The organism is Micromonospora haikouensis, assembly GCF_900091595.1.
In the GTDB taxonomy this organism is placed as follows: domain Bacteria; phylum Actinomycetota; class Actinomycetes; order Mycobacteriales; family Micromonosporaceae; genus Micromonospora; species Micromonospora haikouensis.
Window position 1 is genome coordinate 258,352 of record NZ_FMCW01000002.1, and the last position, 18,776, is coordinate 277,127.

Here is an 18,776-nt window from a genome sequence, read left to right on the forward strand (position 1 = left end):
TCAGTCGGCGGCGGGGCGGTGGGCGCGCAGCATCAGCGACACCCCCGGCAGCGCCCGCACCGGCAGGTGCCGCTCGGCGGTGACGACGGCGCGCAGCCCGAGGTTGACCAGCGGGTTCAGCTCGTCCAGGTCGCTGCCGGTGGACTTGCGCCGCCGCCAGGCCGCGACCGGCCGCAGCAGCACGTTCCAGCTCCACAGCTCGTCGACCACCAGCCCGGCCTTCTCCACCACGGCCCGCAGTGACGCCCGGTCGTAGCGGCGGACGTGACCGACCGCAACGTCGTGCGCCGACCACAGCGCCATGTCGGCCGGCACGGCGATCAGCGCCACGCCCCCGGGGCGCAGCGTGCGGCGGATCTCGGCGGCGGCCAGGTGGTCCTCGTCGAAGTGCTCCAGGATGTCGAACGCGGTGACCAGGCCCAGGCTCGCCGACGGCAGCGGCAGGTGCCGGGCGTCGGCCCGGATCACGTCGAGGCCGCGTTCCCGGGCGACCCCGGCGCCCTCCGCGCTGTATTCCAGCGCCACGGGCTGCCAGCCGTGCGCCCGCAGGACTCGGGTGTTACCGCCGCCGGCCGCGCCGACGTCGAGCGCCCGCCCGGGGACGTGGCCGGCGGCGGCCAGCCGGCGGAGCGCCCGGGCCAGCAGGACCCGCCGCTCCCGGTACCACCAGTGGGTGTCCTCCAGCGCGGCGAGCTTGCGGATCTCGGTCGCTTCCACGGCATGCTCCTAGCGCGATCTCGGCGAACCTCACCCTAGACGAGCACTCCCGAACCCAGCAGCCAACGCCCCGCCCTCCCGCCCTCGCCCCCGCCCCGCGCTGTCCCGCGCCCCCGCCCCCGCCCCCGCCCGCGCCGTCCCGCCCCCCGCCCCCAGCGCCGATCTTGCACTTTGGGCCCCGCAGATGGGTGTTTCACCCCCTTTTGCGGGGGCCGTAAGTGCAAGATCGCGGCGACCGAGGAGGCTGTCAGTCGGCCTGCGTCTCCTCGCGGTGTCACGTCCAGTCCGGCCATGATCGTCTGTCGTGCATGGAGACGACACGCCGCCGTTCGTCTCGATATTCAGCAGACGATCATCGTTGGTTTTGACACGCCGCCTGCCCTGTTGCTGCGCGTGGGTCGATCTGCGACCTCCAGCCTGCGCCGACCCGCCTCAACTGGATCGGTCGGGGCGACGCGAGCCGCGCGTTCGCTTCCGGGGCGCTTCCGGGGTGCGCGCGAGATCTTGAACGATTGACGTTCATCGCCTGGAGGGGCCGTTTCGCTCCAAGATCTCCCAATCTCGCCCGCGATCTTGCAGTTGCGGTCCCCCGGAGAGGGGCATCGTCCATCGGGTGGGCCGTGGCTGTGGGTGCGTGGGAAGCTGTCCGTGCGGTCGCCCTGCCGCGCGACCAGTCGAGAGACCTGATCCTGAAGCAGGTGAACGAGCTGTGAGCACCCCCCACCCCCGCTGGCGCACCCCCACCCGCAGCAACACCAACGGCGGCGAGTGCGTCGAGGTCGCCGACAACCTGCCGGGCGTCGTGCTGGTGCGCGACTCCAAGGCCCGCGACGCCGGCACCCTCACCTTCGCCCCGTCGGCGTGGCGCGCCTTCGTCGCCGACCTCCGCACCCCCGCCTAGGGCCTGTCCTGCCCGATCATGGAACGGTGCGGTAGGCGTCTTGGCCAGAGTCTCGCCGTGGTTGTGGTCAACGTGGTGGAGAAGTTCGGCGTGGACGATCTCCTCGAACGCTCATGGGATCTGCCAGCAGAAGTCATCGAGCCGTTGCGCGCGCAGGTCGAGGTGACGCCCGACGGGTGGGTCGTGGACATGTGGCCCATGACAGCGCAGCTCGCCGCCGTCGTGCAGCCCTGGGTTGACGAGTCCATCGTTGTCGAGTCGGGTTTCTGGTTCGTCGGCTCTGCGCAGGTCGCTGCGTGAGGCGAGTCATCGGAGCCGGATGATGGCGCTTCAGCAGCACCGTCTGCCCAACGCCTGCGCCGCCGAAATCGGATGCGCGGCGCAGGCGGGGATGGGAGGGTGCCGGGCGTGGCAGAGGCGCAGGGATTCGCGTACGCCGAACGGGCGGACGGCACGGTGGTGATCACGCACCATGGGCGGGTCGCGGGGACGCTGCGGGGCGGCCGGGCGGCGCAGTTCCTCGCCGAGGTCGACGACGACCCGCAACTGGTGATGGCCAGGTGGACGGGCAACTACCGCCGGGGCAACGAACGTCAGGCGCGCCGGCACCCCCGCAACCGCACCTAGCCCTCCCGACCGCGCCCCGGATGTGGAGCCGGTGCCGCCGTGCACCCGGTCGCGGTCGGGTGCACGGCGGCGGTGCTCAGAACCGGGGCGGGGTGGGGCTGGCCGGGGTGAGGACGCCGCCGGCCCGCGTACGGACGGCGTGCGCCGCAGCCGCCGCGTTGCGCACGATCGTGCCGGCGTCGTGGCTGACCATCTCCCGGTTTCGCTTGACGATCCGGCCGTCGATCAACACGGTGTCGATGTTGGCCGGGGTCGCCGACCGCACCACGGTCGACTCCAGGTCGCCGATCGGGGCGATGTTCAGGTCGTCCGCCCGGATCAGGACGATGTCGGCCCGCTTGCCGGGGGTGATCGACCCGGTCACCGCCTGCAGGCCGAGCGCCTTCGCGCCGTTGATCGTGGCCATCTCGATCGCCTGCCGGAACACCACCGGCGGCAGTTCGGCGGTGTCCGAGCCCACCCACGGGATGCCCAGGTTCCAGGCCACGTTCATCGACTCGAACATGTTGATCGGGGCGAGCGAGCTGGCGTCGAACGACAGCGAGACGGTGACCCCGGCGGCCAGCATCCGCAGCAACTGCCCGTGGAACCCACCGGCCGTGCCGAGGCGCAGTTCGGAGTGGACGGAGAAGCTGACCGGCGCGTTCGTCCGCACCATCGCCTGCCGGTCCGCCTCGTCGAACGGCAGCGCGTGGCAGAGCAGGAAGTCCGGGCCGAGGAAGCCCATCTTCTCCAGGTCGGCGGCGTGCACCGCCGTGGTCGGTCCCTGCCCGGAGTGCACCGAGATCGGCAGCTTCCGCTTGCTGACCTCCGCCATCTCCGCCAGGAACGTCGGCAGCTGGCCGGGCCCGCGCAGGTTCACCCCGAGGTGCACCAGGCCGTCGAACGGCGACTTCTTGCCGAACCACGTGGCCGCGACCCGGTCGATGTCCGCGAAGTCGATCGGCTGGGTGGCCGGCTGGCCGTCCCGGTGGCCGTACGAGTAGCGCGCCCGCACGAGGCCGTCGGCGTGGGCGTGCAGCTCCGCGTCGGCGTACTCCGGCCCGCGTACGTTGTGCGACCAGTTGTTGACGGTGGTGATGCCCGCACTCGCGCACTCGACGAGGCCGAGCAGCACGCTGTGGTAGAAATCGTCCGGCTGATACGCGGCGACGGTGGCCGACTTTGCCGCGAAGTACTCGAATCCGGTGGAGACGAAATTGCGGCCGAGAGCGCTCCACATGTGATAGTGGGTCTCCACGAAACCGGGCATCGCAATCATTTTCGACGCGTCGATGACCCGCGCGCCGCGCGCCTTCAGGTTCGGGCCGACCTGGACGATGCGCCCGTCGCACACCTCGATGTCGGCCTTGGCCTGGTTGCCGATGGCGGGGTCGACGGAGACCAGCGCGGCGCCCTTGATCAGGTAGTGTCCCCGTTCCGGGCGTCGGCCGGGCTTCCCGCTGGGGGCGTGTGGGCCGGGGGAGGAGGCGGCGGCCGGAGCGCCGAACGCGAGCGGGGCGATGGCGGCGGCACCGGCGGCGGCGAGCAGCGCGCGGCGGCCGACCGAATGCGCGGGAACGGGCCGTCCGCAGTCGTCGACAATTGTCGTTGTATGGTCGTCGCCGCTTTCCGGCGTCGACAGTGGATTTGCTGTGGGGGGCATGCCGGAAAGCTAGGGAGCACCGATTTCCCGCACATTGCCGACTGGCTAGCATCGCGTGAACCCACTGGTCGCGACCGCATGCCGGGAAGACCGTCACCGACCGGCACGCAGCGGCGCGACGCTGCTGCCGACCGTCACGCCGCGGGTCGGCCTGGGCGCCGCCGGTGCGGGCGCCGGTGTGGTGCGGGCGTGGGCGCCGGTGTGGTGCGGGCCTGGGTGTCGCCGGTGCGGGCGTGGGCGCCGGTGTGGTGCGAGCGTGGGTGTGGGTGTGGGTGTGGGCGCGGGTGTGGTGCGAGCGTGGTGCGGGTGTGGGCGCGGGTGCCCAGCCGGATCCGGGAGGTCACCGTGGCGGCCATGATCGACTTCATGTCGGCGACATGGCGGCATCCGAGCCACCGTGACACCGCCATGTCACCGACATGAAGTCGATCATGCACCTCGAGACGCTGCGGGCCGCCGCCGCCAGGCCCGCCACGTCAAGACGGGTGCGGGCGTTAAGAAGGGCCCCCTGCTATGCGGAAAGCGTTAACAGGGGGCCCTTCCTTGCACCTCAGGGGCGGGTGAAGACCAGGGCCACGTTGTGGCCGCCGAAGCCGAACGCGTTGTTCAGCGCGGCGGGGATCTCCAGGTGCCGTGCCTTGTGCGCGGCCACGTCCATGTCCAGCCCGGCGTCCGGCTCGTCCAGGTTGATCGTCGGCGGCACGACGCCGTCGCGGATCGACAGGATGGTGGCGATGGACTCCAGCGCGCCGGCCGCGCCGAGCAGGTGACCGGTCATCGACTTGGTGGCGGTGAGCACCGGGTGGTCGCCGAGCGCGGCGCGCAGCGCGCCGATCTCCAGCATGTCGCCGACCGGCGTCGAGGTGGCGTGCGCGTTGACGTGCACGATGTCCTCACGGGCGATGTCGGCGTCCGCGATGGCCTTCTTGATCGCGCGGATCGCGCCCTCGCCCTCCGCGTGCGGTTGCACGATGTCGTACGCGTCGGAGGTGATCCCCGCGCCGGCCAGCCGCGCGTACACCCGGGCGCCCCGGGCGGCGGCGTGCTCGGCGCGTTCCAGGACCAGCACGCCCGCGCCCTCGCCGAGGACGAAGCCGTCGCGGCCGGTGTCCCACGGGCGGGAGGCCCGCTCGGGCTCGTCGTTGCGGGTGGACATGGCCCGCATCGAGGCGAACCCGGCGATCGGCAGCGCGTGGATGACCGCCTCGGTGCCGCCGGCCACCACCACGTCGGCCCGGCCGGAGCGGATGATGTCCAGCCCGAGGGCGATGGCCTCCGCGCCGGTGGCGCAGGCGCTCGCCACCGTGTGCACGCCGGCCTTCGCGCCCAGCTCCAGCCCCACCCAGGCGGCGGGCCCGTTCGGCATCAGCATCGGGATGGTGTGCGGGGACACCCGGCGGGGGCCGGACGCCTCCAGGATGTCGTCCTGGGCGAGCAGGGTGGTGGCCCCGCCGATGCCGGACCCGACGCTGACGGCCAGCCGCTCCCCGTCCAGCCCGGAGCCGGCGAGGCCCGCGTCCGCCCACGCCTGCCGGGCGGCGATGATCGCGATGGCCTCGGAGCGGTCGAGCCGGCGCATCTTCACCCTGTCCAGCACCTCGGACGGGTCGACGGCGAGCTGCGCGGCGATGCGCACCGGGAGCTGCGCCGCCCACTCCTGGGTGAGCGGACCCACCCCGGAGCGGCCGGCGAGCATGGCGTCCCAGGTCGACGCGACGTCCCCGCCCAACGGGGTGGTCGCGCCGAGCCCTGTGACGACGACGTCGGAACGACTCATGTCAGGACTGCGCCTCGATGTAGCTGACGGCGTCGCCCACGGTCTTCAGGTTCTGCACCTCGTTGTCGGGGATCTTGACGCCGAACTTCTCCTCGGCGGCGACCACGACCTCCACCATCGAGAGGGAGTCGACGTCGAGGTCGTCGGTGAAGGACTTGCCCTCGGCCACGTCGTCCGGGTTCACCCCGGCAACCTCTTCGAGGATCTCGGCGAGGCCGGCGGTGATCTCGTCACGGGTCATGGTTGGTGCGTTCCTCTCCTGGGTGTGGAATCGCCGGCGGCGCGTGCCGCGCGGCGTGCGAACGGCCCCGATGGGGGCCGGACGTCAGGGGCAGCGGACGACCTGACCGGCGTAGGTCAGGCCGCCGCCGAAGCCGAAGAGCAGCACCGGGGCGCCCGAGGGCACCTCCCGCCGCTCGATGAGCTTGGACAGGGCCAGCGGCACGCTCGCCGCCGAGGTGTTGCCGGACTCGACGATGTCCTTCGCGATGATCGCGTCGGGGATGCCGAGCCGCTTGGCGATGCCGTCGATGATCCGCCCGTTGGCCTGGTGCGGCACGAACGCGGCCAGCTCGGACGGGGCGACCCCGGCCCGCTCGCACGCCTGCAGGGCCAGCGGGGCCAGCGCCGTGGTGGCCCAGCGGAAGACCGTCTGGCCCTCCTGCTTCACGTACGGCCGCCAGCCCTCGATGCGTACGGCGTCGCTCTTGTCCGGCACCGAGCCCCAGACGACCGGGCCGACCCCGGCCGGCTCGCCCTCGGCGGTGGCGGTGACCACCGCGGCGCCGGCGCCGTCGCCGAAGATGATGCAGGTGGAGCGGTCGGTCCAGTCGGTGAAGTCGGAGAGCTTCTCCGCGCCGATGACGATCGCGTTGCGCGACGCCCCGGCCCGGATGGCGTGGTCGACGGTGCCCAGCGCGTACGCGAAGCCCGAGCACGCGGTGTTGATGTCGTACGCGCCGGGCGCGGTGATGCCGAGCTTGGCGGCGACCCGGCAGGCGACGTTCGGGCTGCGGTCGATGGAGGTGCAGGTGGCGACGACGACGAGGTCGATGTCGGCGGCGGTGAGGCCGGAGTTGGCCAGCGCCTTGCCGGCGGCGGCGGCGGCCATGTCGGACACCGTCTCGTCGCCGGCGATGCGGCGGCTGGCGATGCCGACGCGGTCCCTGATCCACTCGTCGTTGGTCTCGACGAACTGCGCGATGTCGTCGTTGGTGACGATCCGGGAGGGCTGGTAGTGCCCCAGGGCGAGAATCCGGCTACCTGTCATGAGTGACCCCCGATCCGGGCGAGCGGTTGACCCGGGGCGACCGGGGCGTCGTGGTGGGCGAGCCACTCGGTGAGCGGGCCGCCGTCGTGCGCGGTCACCTCGACCGGGCCCCGCCCGGTGACGACGTGGCCGATGACCTGGCCGATCTTCAGCGCCTGGCCCTCGGTCAGCCCCTGGGCGGGCTGGAAGACGCCCGGCGCGGGGGCCGTCACGACCCGGAACCGGGCGGTCGGCGTGGGGCGGGCGGCCGAGCCGTGCCGGGCGATCAGGTCGCGGGCGGCGGGCAGGTCGTCCGGCGTCTTCAGGGTGACGATCTCGGGCAGCGCGTCGGCGAGCTCCCGCTTGATCAGGCCGGCGAGGGTGCCGGCCGGCGGCAGCTCGACCACCCCGGTCACGCCGAGGTCGGCCAGGGTGCGCATGCACAGGTCCCACCGCACGGGCGAGGTGACCTGGCGGACCAGCCGCTGCACCAGCTCCGGGCCGTGGTCGACGGCCGTGCCGTCGAGGTTGGACAGCAGGATCCGGGCCGGGCGGGCCGGGGTGATCCCGGCGGCCACGCCGGCCAGGGCGGCCTCGGCGGGGGCCATGTACGGGGTGTGGAACGCGCCGGCCACCTTCAGCCGGACGACCCGTGCCTTCGTGGGCGGCTCGGCGACGAGCGCGTCCAAGCCGGTGATCGACCCGGCGGCCACGATCTGGCCGGCGCCGTTGCGGTTGGCCGCGTGCAGCCCGTGCCTGTCGAGGGCGGCGAGCACCTCGTCGGTGTCGCCGCCGAGCACGGCGGCCATGCCGGTCGGCTCGATCGCGCAGGCGGCGGCCATCTCCCGGCCGCGCACCCCGGCGAGGGTGATCGCGGTCTCGGCCGGCAGGACCCCGGCCAGCGCCGCCGCGCCCAACTCGCCGACGCTGTGCCCGGCCGTGAGGGTGACGTCGTGCATCGGCAGGTGTTCGGCGGCGAGCAGGGCCGCGGCGACCAGCAGCGGCTGGGTCCGGGCGGTGTCCTGGATCTCCTCCGCGCCGGCTGTGGTGCCCAGGTGGACCAGGTCGACGCCGGCCAGCGCCGACCACCAGCGCAGCCGTGCCTCGGCGCCGGTCAGGTCGAGCCACGGTGTCAGGAAGCCGGGTTTCTGGGAACCCTGCCCCGGTGAGAGTACGGCGAGCACGCCTATGACTCTTCCGGATACTCGCCGGTCACGTTGTTACCGGCCGCAACCAAACCGCACTAGAACCTTTGGAGGAACCCTACAGAAATAGGTGACCGTGATCATCTCTTTGCGGGGATTTGCCGGTTTGATGGCGTTATGGGCGGAGGTGCCACGACGGGCACCACCGGGTCGAGCCGCCCCACGGTCAGCGCCACCTGCAACGCGAACGCGTCCCGGGGGGTCAGCGGCGACAGCCCCGTCACGTCGGCGATCCGCCGCAGCCGGTAGCGCACCGTGTTGGGGTGCACGAACAGCGCCCGCGCCGCGCTCTCCAGCGTGCCGCCGGCCGCGAAGAAGGCGTCCAGGGTCTCCAGCAGCTCGCCGCCCGCCCGGACCAGCGTCGCGTACACGTCGTGGCGCAGCCGGCGGCGGGCCTCGGCGTCCCCGGCGAGGGCCCGCTCGGGCAACAGGTCACCGGCCGGCACCGGGCGCGGCGCGGTCGGCCAGGCGGGAGCCGCCCGGTAGCCGGCGAGCGCGGCGCGGGCCGAGTCCGTCGCCTCGTCGAGGCTCGGCACCGCCGGCCCGACCACCACCGGCCCCTCCCCGAACGCGGGCAGCAGTTTCCCCGTCGCCGCCATCGGGTCGGCCGCGCCGCCGAGCACGATCACCAGCCGGTCGCCGTGCACCCCGCCGATCACCTCGACGCCGACGCGCCGGGCCAGCCGGTGGACGGTGTGCAGCACGGCGGCCACCTCGCCGCCCGGGGACCGGCCCACCGCCACCGCCACCGGCGGCGCGTCCGACCAGCCCAGCGCCGCGCCCCGGCTGGCCAGCACGTCCGGGGAGTCACCGCGCAGCAGCGCGTCGACCAGCAGGGCCTGCAACCGGGCGTCCCAGGAGCCGCGCGACTCGGCGGCCCGCGCGTAGACCCGGGCGGCGGCGAAGGCGATCTCGCGGGAGAAGCGCAGCACCGCCTCCCGCAACTGCTGCTCCTCGCCCTCGGCGGCGAGGGTGCCCACCTGCTCCTCGACCACGTCGATCGTCACCTTGATCAACGCCACGGTCTGCTGGAGGCTGATCGAGCGGGCCAGGGCCAGCGGGGCGGTGGCGAAGACCTCGTCGGAGACCTCCTGGGTGCTGTCCGCCGTGCCGCCGCCGTCGCGCAGCCACTGCACCAGCGACCGCGCGCCGGCCTGGGCCACCAGCATCACCCAGGACCGCTGGTCGGCCGGCAGCGCCCGGAACCAGGGCAGCGTCTCGTCCATCCGGGCCACGCTGGCGGTGGCCAGGGCCCCCGCCGCCCGCTCGATGCGGCGCAGCGTGGCCGACAGCTCGATCCCGCCCGGCTCGCTCACCCCACCAGCCTTGCAGAGAAGGAGGGGCCCCTTGTTAACGCCCCCGGTAGAGAGGGGTACCCCGCTCACCCCGCTCCACCCGGCGGCGGCACCGGCGGGTGGCGCGGCGGGAAAGCGGTGGGACGGGCGGCGGCGGGGGCGGCGCGGGCAGGGACAGCTCCTGGGCCACGATCGCGGCCTGCACGCGGCTGCGCAGGTCGAGCTTCGCCAGCACCCGGCTGACGTGGGTCTTCGCGGTGCTCTCCGCCATCGCCAGCCGGTCGGCGAGCTGCTGGTTGGACAGGCCCAGCCCGAGGCAGGCCAGCACGTCGCGTTCCCGCGCGGTGAGCGTGGCGACCGCGGCCCGCGTGGCGGCGGGCGCCCCCGGCGCGGTGGCGGCGAACGCGCTGATCAGCCGCCGGGTCACCGCCGGGGCGATGATCCCCTCGCCCCGGGCCACGGTGCGCACGGCGGCGACCAGGGCGTCGGCGTCGGTGTCCTTGAGCAGGAAGCCGGCCGCCCCGGCGCGCAGCGCGCCGAAGACGTACTCGTCGAGGTCGAAGGTGGTCAGCACGAGCACGTCGGCGAGCCGGCCGGCGACGATCTCCCGGGTGGCGGAGATGCCGTCGAGCCGGGGCATCCGGACGTCCAGCACGGCGACGTCCGGGCGCAGTTCGGCGCAGAGCCGCACCGCCGCCTCGCCGTCGGCGGCCTCGCCGACCACCTCGACGCCGGGCGCGGCGGCCAGGATCAGCGCCAGTCCGGCCCGCACCGCCGGCTGGTCGTCGGCGAGCACCACCCGCACCGGCCCCGCCGCGCCGCCCCGCCCGTCAGCACGCCCGTCGCCCCGCCCGTCGGCACCCACCGGCCCCGCCGGGTCCGTCCCGGCCTCGGCCCGCCCGGGGGTGGCCCGGCCGGTCACGCCGGCTCCCCGGTGGGCAGCCGTGCCCGGACCCGCCACCGCCCGTCCGCCGGGCCCGCCGTGAAGCCGCCGCCCAGCAGCACCGCGCGCTCGCGCATCCCGACCAGCCCGGCGCCCGCGCCGGGCGCCGCCGCGCCGCCCGCCCGCAGCGGGTTCGCCACGGCCACCACCACCTCCGTCGGCCCGTACGTCACGACCAGCTCCGCTTCGCCCGCGCCGTGCTTGAGCGCGTTGGTCAGCGACTCCTGCACGATCCGGTACGCCGCCAGGTCCACCCCCACCGGCAGCGGACGCGCCCCGCCGGTCACCTCGGTCCGCACGGCCAGCCCGGCGGCGCGCATCCGGCCCACGAGGCGGTCCAGCTCGGCGAGGCGTACCCGGGTCGCCTCCTCGGCCGGATCCACGGCGTCGTCCGGCGCGGGCCCGACGCCCGTCGTGGGCTCCCGCAGCAGCCCGATGAGCTGCCGCATCTCCGCCAGGCCCTGCACGCTGTTCTCCCGGATGACCCGCAGTGACGAGGCCACCTGCTCCCGGTCCAGCCCGGGGACGGTGAGCGCGGCGGTGGCGTGGATGGCCACCGCGCCGAGATGGTTGGCGACCACGTCGTGCAGCTCCCGGGCCATCCGGGACCGCTCGGCGCGGACCGCCTCGCGCCGGTCCAGCTCGGCCAGCCGGGCGGTCTGCTCGGCCCGGGCCCGTTCCTCCGCGGCCCGTGCCCGCTCGGCCGCCGCCTGGTCCCGGTACTGCCGCACGCTGATCCCGGTCAGCACCGGCACGACGCCGACCAGCACCACCGGCACGCCCAGCGCGACCCCGCGCCAGTGGCCGAACGCCACCACCCCGCCGACGGCGGCGAGCAGGCTCAGCGCCACGCTGCCCCGCAGCAGCCAGCGCCACAGCCGGGGCGGGCCGTACACGCAGGAGTCGTAGAGCACCTGGGTGTAGATCAGCGCGGTGCCGAGGGTGGTGCCGAGCGCGACGTCGACGCCGAGCGCCGCCGTGCCGAGGGCCAGCCCCGTGCGGGTGGCCACCCGCCGCAGGGCCACCGCCGCCGACACGGCCACCAGCGACGGCAGGAAGGCCGCCGTGGGCACGCCGGGCCGCGGGGTGATCGCCAGGTGCGTGCCGAGGCCGAGCAGCGCCAGCCCGCCCGCGAGGGCCACGCCGGCCAGCGCCACGTCCCGCCCCGCGGTGCCGGACCGGAGCCAGGGCGGCAGTCGCATCCTCCGATCCCACCACACCCGCCGCCGCGCCGGCTCCGACCAGGGCACGAGGCCGCGTCCCCCGAAGGAGGTACGCCCCGACGCGGTCCATCGTTCGGCGTACCCGGATCTCGTCGCCCGGGTCGAGGGCGGGGCGCACGGCGGGCGGCACGCTGGACCCACGGACAGGGGAGGTCGTCGTGCTGGTCGCGGTCATCGTCGGGTGCGAGATCGGGTTCTGGGTGCTGCTCGTGGCGGGACTCGTCGCCCGCTACCCGCTGCGTCGCCCCCGCCTCGGCGCGGCGCTGCTGGTCTGCGTACCCCTGGTCGACCTGGTGCTGCTCGCGGCGGCCGCGCTGGACCTGCGGCGCGGGGCCACCGCGGACACCACCCACGGCCTGGCCGCCGCCTACCTCGGGTTCTCGGTGGCCTTCGGGCACTCGCTGATCCGCTGGGCCGACCAGCGCTTCGCCCACCGCTTCGCCGGCGGCCCGCCGCCGGTCCGGCCGCCGCGCCACGGCTGGGCCCGCGCCCGTCACGAGTGGCGGGAGTGGGCCAAGGGCCTGCTCGGCTGGGCCGTGGCCTGCGCGTTGCTCGTGGCGGCGATCGCCTTCGTCGGTGACGCCGAACGCACCCGGGCCCTGTGGGACTTCGCCCGCACCCTCACCGTCGCCCTGGTGATCTGGCTGGTCGCGTTCCCGGTCTGGGAGACGATCTTCCCGCGCCGCCCCCGCCGCTGAGGTGGGGTACGCGCCGCACGGCGCGTCCGCCCGCCCCAGTACGGTGACAGAGCACGCGGGCCAGGGGCCGGCCGGCGGGCGAGGAAGAGCGTGAGGAGACCGCCGATGGCGCACGGGGAGGCCGAGCCGGGCTGCGCCCAGGGGGAGTCCTGCCGGCCGGGCCACCACGAGCCGGCGGCGAAGCATCCCCGCCGGCTCACCGGGACGACCCATCCTGCCGAGCCGACCTGCGGCCGGGCCGTGGAACCGACCTGCGGCCGGGGCGCCGCGCCGGCCGACGAGGACGCCCCGGTGCCCCGCCAGCGCGCCGCCGAGCCGCCCGCCGACGACGAGTCCGGCCGGGCCGCTGCCTGCCGCAGCGACCTGCCCGGCTGGGCCGGCGCGCACCGGCACGGCCCGGTCCGCCCCCGGCACCGGGTCGTGCGCCGGGAGCGCCCGCCGCGCCGCTGGTGCTGAGGCCGCGCCGCTGGTGTTGAGCTCCGCGCCGCCGGTGCGGGGAGAGCACGCGCCGCCGGTGCCGAGAGCACGTCGGCCCCGCGCCGAGCGGCACGGGGCCGGGCCCGTCAGCGGGTACGGCGGCGGATCAGCAGCGCGATCCCGGCCAGCCCGAGGGTGATCACCAGCATCACCCCGACGTTGAGCAGCAGCAGCCGCTGCAACTCGTCGAGCGCCTCGTCGATGTCGCCGGCCGGGTTCAGCGAATCGTCGGGCAGCACCCGCTCGCCGCCCCCGACGCCGCCGCTGACCGTGTCGACCTGCCGCTCCAGCGGCACCCCGACCGTCCGCAGCGTCTCGGACATGCTGAGCCGGCCGAGGAACCAGCCGGCCTTCTCCTTGCGGGCCGGGTCCGGCTGCTTCGCCGGCCGGTAGACCCGGGGGCCGCCCTTGGCCAGCGGGTAGAGGTCGTACGTCTGGGTGGCGATCTCCCCGACCAGCACCACCACCGTGTACTTCGGACCCAGGTCGGCGGGCTTCGGCCCGCTGGCCGCCCCGGTGGGGCCCAGCCAGCTCACCTGGTCGACGACCGCGACCACCTCGACGGGGTGGGCGGTGGCCCGTAGCCGCAGCGGCTCGGCCAGCCCCTCGCCGGTGATGTCCACCCCGGCCGGGAGGGTCTTCTTCGGCACCTTGCGGGCCAGCGCCGCGCTGGCGGCGGCGGCCGCGTCGGCCAGCGCCGCGCCCGTCGTCGCCGGACCCGTCGTCGCCGGACCCGTGGCCGTGCCGGCCGCCCGGGCCGGCCCCGCCACTGCCGTCGCCAGCGCCGTCGCCAGCAGCGCTCCCGCTGCCGCCCGGCTCAGCCGCCTCACCTGTCGGACCATCGCCGCCTCCTCGCCCCGTTCGATTTGGATGGCTTCGCTGCAGGTCACGCGTTGGTCGGTCGATGGCGGTGACCATGCCCACAGGGCGGGGCGCCCACCTGAAAGACTGCGCAGAACGTCGATCGGTTGCAGCTGTTGGATCGGGAATTGGAACTATCTGCGATCTCAGCTCGACTAATCAATCGGCCGTAGATCAGCGGGCGGATAGTACCTTTACGGAGGTGTACATGGGGGGCAGGTTCCCACGAGTGGCGCGTACCTGGTTGGCCGTGCTCGGCGTGGCGTTCGGTGTGTCGCTCGTGCTCCCGGCTGCGCCGGCCGCCGCGCACAACTCACTGAGCGGCAGCAACCCGGCCAACGGCGCGCGGATCGCCACCGCGCCGGAGCTGATCGAGCTCCGGTTCCTGGCGAAACCGAACCCGGGTACGACGAAGATCACAGTCACCGGGCCGGACAATGTGGCCGCCCTCGACGGGGAGCCGACCTTCTCCGGAACGCGGGTGCGGATCCCGTTCGCGCCCGGCAAGGCCGGCCTCTACATCGTCGGCTACCAGCTCGGATCCGCCGACGGCCACCCGATCAAGGGCGAGGTGCGGTTCACCCTCACCACCGGCACCCCGGCCGAGTCCCCGTCGCCGTCGGCCGCCGCGCCGGAGTCCGTCCCACCGTCGGACGCCCCGTCCGCCGCCGCGCCGTCGTCGGCCGCCGCGACCCCGGAGGGCGCCGGCAGCGCCGTGCCGGCCGCCAGCGAGTCGACCGACGGGGGCCCGCCCGGCTGGCTCTGGGCGCTGGGCGGTGGCGTGCTGCTGGTCTCCGCCGCTGCCGTCGGGTTCGCCGTGCGCCGCCGTCGCGCCGGCACCTGACCGACCCCGGGCAGGACGCGTAGGGGCCCGCCGGTCCACCGGCGGGCCCCTACGGTCGCGTACCCGATCAGGGCAGGCGCAGGCGGGCGGCGCGCAACCGGGCGAGGGTGCGCTCGCGACCCAGCACCTCCAGCGACTCGAACAGCGGCAGCCCGACGGTGCGGCCGGTGACCGCCACCCGGACGGGCGCCTGGGCCTTGCCGAGCTTGAGGCCGCGCTCCGCGCCGACCGCCTCCAGCGTCGCCTTCAGCGACTCGGCGTCCCACGACGCGAGCCCCTCGTACGCGGCGACCGTCGCGTCGAGCAGCTCCGCCGCGCCCTCCTTCATCGCCTTCGCCCACGCGGCCTCCTCGATGCTCGGCGAGGCCAGGAAGAGGAAGTCGACGTTGGGCACGATCTCGCTGAGCACCGCGATGCGGGTCTGGGCCAGCGGGGCGACGGCGGCGAACGCGGCCTCGTCGAACTCCGCCGGCTGCCACGGCGGCGGGGCGATGGTGTCGGTGCCGGTCAGCCACGGCCGGCACGCGGCCACGAACTCGTCGACCGGCAGCGCCCGGATGTAGTCGCCGTTGAACGCGCGCAGCTTCTTCTCGTCGAAGAATGCGGGGGAGGGGTTGACCTCCTCCAGCCGGAACTCGTCCTCGATCACCGACCAGGGCACGATCTCCCGGTCGCCCGACGGGGCCCAGCCCAGCAGCATCAGGTAGTTGCGCATCGCGGCGGCGAGGTAGCCCTCGTCCCGGTACGCCTCCAGGGCGACCTTGTCGCGCCGCTTGGACAGCTTCTGCCGCTTCTCGTTGACCACCACGGGCACGTGCGCCCAGACCGGCGGCTTGACGCCCAGCGCGTCCCACAGCAGCTGCTGCTTCGGCGTGTTGGGCAGGTGCTCCTCGGCCCGGATCACGTGGGTGATCCCCATGGTCATGTCGTCGACCACGTTGGCCAGCAGGAACACCGGGGAGCCGTCGCCCCGGGCGATGACGAAGTCCTCGATCAGCCTGTTCTCGAACGTCGGCTCGCCCCGGATCAGGTCGACCACCATGGTCTCGCCCGTGTCCGGGGTGCGGAACCGCAGCGCGCGCCCCTCGCCGGCCGGCAGGCCCCGGTCGCGGCAGAAGCCGTCGTAGCCGGCGTACTGCGAGCCGGTGCGCGCCTGCACGGCCTCGCGGGTGCAGTCGCAGTAGTACGCCCGGCCGCCCTCGTGCAGCCGCTGCGCGGCGGCCCGGTGCTCGGCGGCGTACGACGACTGGAAGTAGGGGCCCTCGTAGCTGCCCCGGGCGATGCCGATCCAGTCCAGCGCCGACAGGATGCCCTCGGTCCACTCGGGCCTGTTGCGGGCCGCGTCGGTGTCCTCGACGCGGAGGACGAACACCCCGCCCTGCTGCCTGGCGAAGATCCAGTTCTGCAGGGCCGAGCGGGCGCCGCCGACGTGGAACATTCCGGTCGGGGAGGGGGCGAAGCGTACACGTACCGTCACGTCCCCAGCCTACGGCCGCCGGGAAGAGGTTTAAGGAGGGGCCCCTTGTTAACGCATTCTGTATAGGAAGGGCCCCCTGCAATCACCCGTCACGCCATCACCCGTCACGCCACGCCACGGATCTTGACGACGAGCGCGCTGCCGAGCAGGGTGACCGCCGCGGTGGCCGCGTACAGGGTGGGGTAGCCGCCCAGGTGCACCACGATCGGGGCGGACAGCGCCGGACCGAGCACCTGCGGCGCGCTGTTCGCGATGTTGATCACCCCGAGGTCCTTGGCCCGGTTCGTGGCCGCCGGCAGCACCTCGGTGATCAGCGCCGCGTCCACCGACAGGTAGACGCCGTAGCCCGCGCCGAGCAGCACCGCCGCGACCATCGCCGTCGGCCAGACCGGCGCGACGGCCAGCAGCAGCGCGGCCACGGCCATCACCAGCCCGGAGGTGATCACGAAGACCTTGCGCCGGCCCGAGCGGTCGGAGAGCCGGCCGGAGACCACGGCGGTGAGGATCATCCCGAGCGTGTAGAGCAGGATCAGCACCAGCAGCCCGCCCTCGGGGTCGGGATAGCGCACCCCGTCGGCGAGGAAGTACAGCAGGTACAGCGTGCCCAGCGCGTTGCCGAGCTGCACCAGGAACCGGGTGAGCCAGGCCCAGGCGAAGTCCGGGTGCCGGCGCGGGCTGATCCACATCGAGGCGAGCAGCGCGCCCACCCGCAGCGGCGGCCGGTGCGCCCGGGGCAGCGGGTCGTCGGCGGTGAGCAGCGCGAACGGCAGCGACAGCAGCAGCACGGCCAGCGCGATCGTGGCGTACCCGGCGGCGTTGCCGGTCACCACCGCCGTCACCAGCACCGCGCCGAGCACCAGGCCCAGCGACTGCGGGATGCCCACCCAGCCGGAGACGCCGCCGCGCTGCAGCACCGGCACCCGGTCGGGGATGCCGGCGGTGAGGCTGGCCAGCATCGCGTTGAAGCAGACCTGGGCGGCCACCCAGCCGACCGCGACCCCGGCGATGGTGTCCTGCCGGGCCAGCAGCACCAGGGCGAGCGCGCCGAGCACCGCGCCGCCGGCCGTCCAGACGTGCCGGCGGCCCAGCTCCCGGCCGCCCACCCGCAGGCAGGTGCGGTCCGACAGCGCCCCGGCGAGCGGGTTGGCCAGCACCGCGGCGAGCGCGCCGAGGCCGGTGACCACGGCGAACATGGCCTCCTTGTCGCCCGGGGCGATCCGCTCGATCTGCTGGGGCAGCAGCACCTGGATCGGGGTGAAGAAGGCCATCCACACCCCGAGGTTCGCCGCGAAGATCAGCGCGATCCAGCTCCGCCGCACCGGGACGGTCGGCTCGGCGAGCGCGGCGGGCAGCGACGCCGGTGTCGGGTCGACGGTGGTCACGGCGCTACTCCGCGTCGGATGTGACGCGGCGGGCGGCGGGCGCGGCGGCGGCCGTGCCGGGCCGCGTCACGGCGTCGCGCAGCCAGGCGTACGACGACTTGGGCGTGCGCGCCCCGGTGCCGAAGTCGACGTGCACGAGGCCGAAGCGCTTGGTGAAGCCCTCCGCCCACTCCCAGTTGTCCAGCAGCGACCAGACGAAGTAGCCCGTGACGTCCACGCCGTCGTCGATCGCCGCCCGCAGGGCGCGCAGGTGGGCGTCGAGGTAGGCGATCCGGTCCGGGTCGTGGACCCGGCCGTCGGCATCGGGTACGTCGTCGTAGGCGCAGCCGTTCTCGGTGACCTGGATCGGGGGCAGCCGGTCGCCGTAGCGGTCGCGCAGGCCGGTGAGCAGCTCGCGCAGCCCGTCGGGGGCCACCGGCCAGCCGAAGGCCGTGCGCGGGTACCCGGCGAGTTCCACCAGCTCGAACGGCAGCGGCGAGCCGGGCTCGGGCGCGCGTACCCCCGAGGGGTTGTAGTAGTTGACGCCGAGCACGTCGAGCGGCGCGGCGATGACGGCCAGGTCGTCGCCGCGCACGAGCCTTGGGTCGAGGTCGAGCAGGTCGGGGTAGCCGAGGCCGAGCAGCGGGTCGGTGAACAGCCGGTTGTGCAGCGCGTCGTACGCGGCGGCGGCGGCCCGGTCGGCGTCGGTGTCGCCGGCCGGGCGCACGGGCGAGTAGTTGTTGGCGATGGCGATCGGGCTGCCGGTGCGGGCGCGCAGCGCGGCGACGGCCAGCCCGTGCCCGAGGAGCTGGTGGTGGGCCGCCGGGAACGCGTCGAACAGCAGCGTCTGGCCGGGGGCGTGCTCGCCGGTGCCGTAGCCGAGGCTCATGTGGATGAACGGCTCGTTGAGGGTGATCCACAGCTTCACCCGGTCGCCGAGCCGGGCGGCGACCAGGTCGGCGTACTCGGCGAACCGGGCGGCGGTGTCCCGGTGCAGCCAGCCGCCGGCGTCCTGGAGGGGCTGCGGCAGGTCCCAGTGGTAGAGCGTGGCGACCGGGTCGATCCCGGCGGCGGCCAGGTCGTCGACGAGCCGGTCGTAGAAGTCGAGGCCGGCGGCGTTGGCGGGCCCGGTGCCGCCCGGCTGGACCCGGGGCCAGGCCACCGAGAACCGGTACGCCGACACCCCGAGCCCGGCCATCAGCGCGACGTCCTCGGCGTGCCGGTGCCAGTGGTCGCAGGCGACGTCGCCGGTGCTGCCGTCGGCGATCAGCCCGGGGGTGTGCGCGAACGTGTCCCAGATGGAGGGCCCCCGGCCGGCGGCGGTCGCCCCGCCCTCGATCTGGTACGCGGAGGTGGAGACTCCCCAGCGGAATCCGGCCGGGAACTCGGGCAGCGGCTCGGTGGTCATGCGCTCTCCAGGCGGCAGGGGCCGGCGCGTCCGCGGGCGCGGGACGCGCGACGTCCCACGATGCCGGC

The 18,776-nt window shown here is 74.5% G+C and carries 18 protein-coding genes and 1 pseudogene; 6 read left to right on the forward strand and 13 right to left on the reverse strand.

The window, feature by feature from the left end; translation table 11 throughout:
• Entirely contained in the window at positions 1 to 717 is a 717-nt protein-coding gene (locus GA0070558_RS02855; protein ID WP_077938864.1) for a class I SAM-dependent methyltransferase, read from the reverse strand.
• A gap of 709 nt (positions 718 to 1,426) precedes the next feature.
• Between GA0070558_RS02855 and GA0070558_RS02860 the strand changes: the two genes are divergently transcribed.
• The 3 genes from GA0070558_RS02860 (at position 1,427) to GA0070558_RS02870 (ending at position 2,245) form a co-directional block, all read left to right on the forward strand.
• Positions 1,427 to 1,618 carry a DUF397 domain-containing protein gene (locus GA0070558_RS02860; RefSeq protein WP_091275272.1) on the forward strand — a complete coding sequence of 64 codons (192 nt, stop codon included), beginning with the start codon at positions 1,427 to 1,429 and terminating at the stop codon, positions 1,616 to 1,618.
• Positions 1,619 to 1,675: 57 nt separating this feature from the next.
• A complete protein-coding gene (locus GA0070558_RS02865; protein WP_091275275.1) occupies positions 1,676 to 1,918 on the forward strand; it encodes a hypothetical protein in 243 nt (80 codons plus the stop codon).
• Between the two features lie 108 nt (positions 1,919 to 2,026).
• A complete protein-coding gene (locus tag GA0070558_RS02870) occupies positions 2,027 to 2,245 on the forward strand; it encodes a hypothetical protein (RefSeq protein ID WP_077938872.1) in 219 nt (72 codons plus the stop codon).
• A 76-nt stretch (positions 2,246 to 2,321) separates the two neighbouring features.
• Here the strand turns inward: GA0070558_RS02870 and GA0070558_RS02875 are convergent, their stop codons facing one another.
• The 8 genes and pseudogenes from GA0070558_RS02875 to GA0070558_RS34800 all read right to left on the reverse strand — a co-directional run bounded on the left by GA0070558_RS02875 (position 2,322) and on the right by GA0070558_RS34800 (position 11,561).
• Entirely contained in the window at positions 2,322 to 3,890 is a 1,569-nt protein-coding gene (locus GA0070558_RS02875; RefSeq protein WP_091275277.1) for an amidohydrolase family protein, read from the reverse strand.
• 550 nt (positions 3,891 to 4,440) lie between these two features.
• Entirely contained in the window at positions 4,441 to 5,667 is a 1,227-nt protein-coding gene (gene fabF, locus GA0070558_RS02880) for a beta-ketoacyl-ACP synthase II (RefSeq protein ID WP_077938868.1), read from the reverse strand.
• A 1-nt stretch (position 5,668) separates the two neighbouring features.
• Positions 5,669 to 5,908 (reverse strand): acyl carrier protein, encoded by a 240-nt coding sequence (locus tag GA0070558_RS02885; RefSeq protein ID WP_007072348.1) that lies wholly within the window; start codon positions 5,906 to 5,908, stop codon positions 5,669 to 5,671.
• 84 nt (positions 5,909 to 5,992) lie between these two features.
• A complete protein-coding gene (locus GA0070558_RS02890; protein WP_091275280.1) occupies positions 5,993 to 6,937 on the reverse strand; it encodes a beta-ketoacyl-ACP synthase III in 945 nt (314 codons plus the stop codon).
• Positions 6,934 to 8,100 carry an acyltransferase domain-containing protein gene (locus GA0070558_RS02895; RefSeq protein WP_091275283.1) on the reverse strand — a complete coding sequence of 389 codons (1,167 nt, stop codon included), beginning with the start codon at positions 8,098 to 8,100 and terminating at the stop codon, positions 6,934 to 6,936. Before GA0070558_RS02895 ends, GA0070558_RS02890 begins: the two co-directional genes overlap by 4 nt.
• Positions 8,101 to 8,201: 101 nt before the next feature.
• Positions 8,202 to 9,536, reverse strand: a pseudogene (locus tag GA0070558_RS02900) (PucR family transcriptional regulator); the annotation flags it as partial.
• Entirely contained in the window at positions 9,472 to 10,221 is a 750-nt protein-coding gene (locus GA0070558_RS02905; RefSeq protein WP_091275622.1) for a response regulator, read from the reverse strand. The gene GA0070558_RS02905 and the pseudogene GA0070558_RS02900, both read right to left, overlap by 65 nt.
• A 113-nt stretch (positions 10,222 to 10,334) precedes the next feature.
• Positions 10,335 to 11,561 (reverse strand): sensor histidine kinase, encoded by a 1,227-nt coding sequence (locus tag GA0070558_RS34800; protein ID WP_091275290.1) that lies wholly within the window; start codon positions 11,559 to 11,561, stop codon positions 10,335 to 10,337.
• Between the two features lie 179 nt (positions 11,562 to 11,740).
• Here GA0070558_RS34800 and GA0070558_RS02915 point away from each other — a divergent pair, with 179 nt between their 5' ends.
• Both GA0070558_RS02915 and GA0070558_RS02920 read left to right on the forward strand, forming a co-directional pair.
• Positions 11,741 to 12,280: a hypothetical protein gene (locus tag GA0070558_RS02915; RefSeq protein WP_091275293.1), complete on the forward strand. Its 540-nt coding sequence runs from the start codon at positions 11,741 to 11,743 to the stop codon at positions 12,278 to 12,280.
• Between the two features lie 105 nt (positions 12,281 to 12,385).
• Positions 12,386 to 12,736 carry a hypothetical protein gene (locus GA0070558_RS02920; RefSeq protein WP_091275295.1) on the forward strand — a complete coding sequence of 117 codons (351 nt, stop codon included), beginning with the start codon at positions 12,386 to 12,388 and terminating at the stop codon, positions 12,734 to 12,736.
• Positions 12,737 to 12,843: 107 nt separating this feature from the next.
• Here the strand turns inward: GA0070558_RS02920 and GA0070558_RS02925 are convergent, their stop codons facing one another.
• Positions 12,844 to 13,599, reverse strand: coding sequence for a hypothetical protein (locus GA0070558_RS02925; protein WP_091275298.1), 756 nt, complete (start codon positions 13,597 to 13,599; stop codon positions 12,844 to 12,846).
• Positions 13,600 to 13,826: 227 nt separating this feature from the next.
• On the opposite strand from GA0070558_RS02925, the gene GA0070558_RS02930 reads away from it, so the two are divergent.
• Positions 13,827 to 14,462, forward strand: coding sequence for a copper resistance CopC family protein (locus tag GA0070558_RS02930; RefSeq protein ID WP_091275626.1), 636 nt, complete (start codon positions 13,827 to 13,829; stop codon positions 14,460 to 14,462).
• Between the two features lie 67 nt (positions 14,463 to 14,529).
• Here the strand turns inward: GA0070558_RS02930 and gltX are convergent, their stop codons facing one another.
• From gltX to GA0070558_RS02945, 3 genes are all read right to left on the reverse strand, one after another.
• Positions 14,530 to 15,939 (reverse strand): glutamate--tRNA ligase, encoded by a 1,410-nt coding sequence (gene gltX, locus GA0070558_RS02935; RefSeq protein ID WP_091275301.1) that lies wholly within the window; start codon positions 15,937 to 15,939, stop codon positions 14,530 to 14,532.
• Positions 15,940 to 16,043: 104 nt separating this feature from the next.
• On the reverse strand, positions 16,044 to 17,321 hold the full coding sequence (locus GA0070558_RS02940) for an MFS transporter (protein ID WP_091275305.1): 1,278 nt from the start codon (positions 17,319 to 17,321) through the stop codon (positions 16,044 to 16,046).
• A gap of 4 nt (positions 17,322 to 17,325) precedes the next feature.
• Positions 17,326 to 18,708 carry a GH1 family beta-glucosidase gene (locus GA0070558_RS02945; RefSeq protein WP_091275308.1) on the reverse strand — a complete coding sequence of 461 codons (1,383 nt, stop codon included), beginning with the start codon at positions 18,706 to 18,708 and terminating at the stop codon, positions 17,326 to 17,328.
• Positions 18,709 to 18,776 lie beyond the last annotated feature (68 nt).

What these genes read in the sequence shown, in the direction of transcription:
- GA0070558_RS02875 (WP_091275277.1), bottom strand. Translation starts at nt 3,890, where the DNA reads ATGCCCCCCACAGCAAATCCACTGTCGACGCCGGAAAGCGGCGACGAC.
- fabF (WP_077938868.1), bottom strand. Translation starts at nt 5,667, where the DNA reads ATGAGTCGTTCCGACGTCGTCGTCACAGGGCTCGGCGCGACCACCCCG.
- GA0070558_RS02885 (WP_007072348.1), bottom strand. Translation starts at nt 5,908, where the DNA reads ATGACCCGTGACGAGATCACCGCCGGCCTCGCCGAGATCCTCGAAGAG.
- GA0070558_RS02890 (WP_091275280.1), bottom strand. Translation starts at nt 6,937, where the DNA reads ATGACAGGTAGCCGGATTCTCGCCCTGGGGCACTACCAGCCCTCCCGG.
- GA0070558_RS34800 (WP_091275290.1), bottom strand. Translation starts at nt 11,561, where the DNA reads ATGCGACTGCCGCCCTGGCTCCGGTCCGGCACCGCGGGGCGGGACGTG.
- GA0070558_RS02920 (WP_091275295.1), top strand. Translation starts at nt 12,386, where the DNA reads ATGGCGCACGGGGAGGCCGAGCCGGGCTGCGCCCAGGGGGAGTCCTGC.
- GA0070558_RS02925 (WP_091275298.1), bottom strand. Translation starts at nt 13,599, where the DNA reads ATGGTCCGACAGGTGAGGCGGCTGAGCCGGGCGGCAGCGGGAGCGCTG.
- GA0070558_RS02930 (WP_091275626.1), top strand. Translation starts at nt 13,827, where the DNA reads ATGGGGGGCAGGTTCCCACGAGTGGCGCGTACCTGGTTGGCCGTGCTC.
- GA0070558_RS02945 (WP_091275308.1), bottom strand. Translation starts at nt 18,708, where the DNA reads ATGACCACCGAGCCGCTGCCCGAGTTCCCGGCCGGATTCCGCTGGGGA.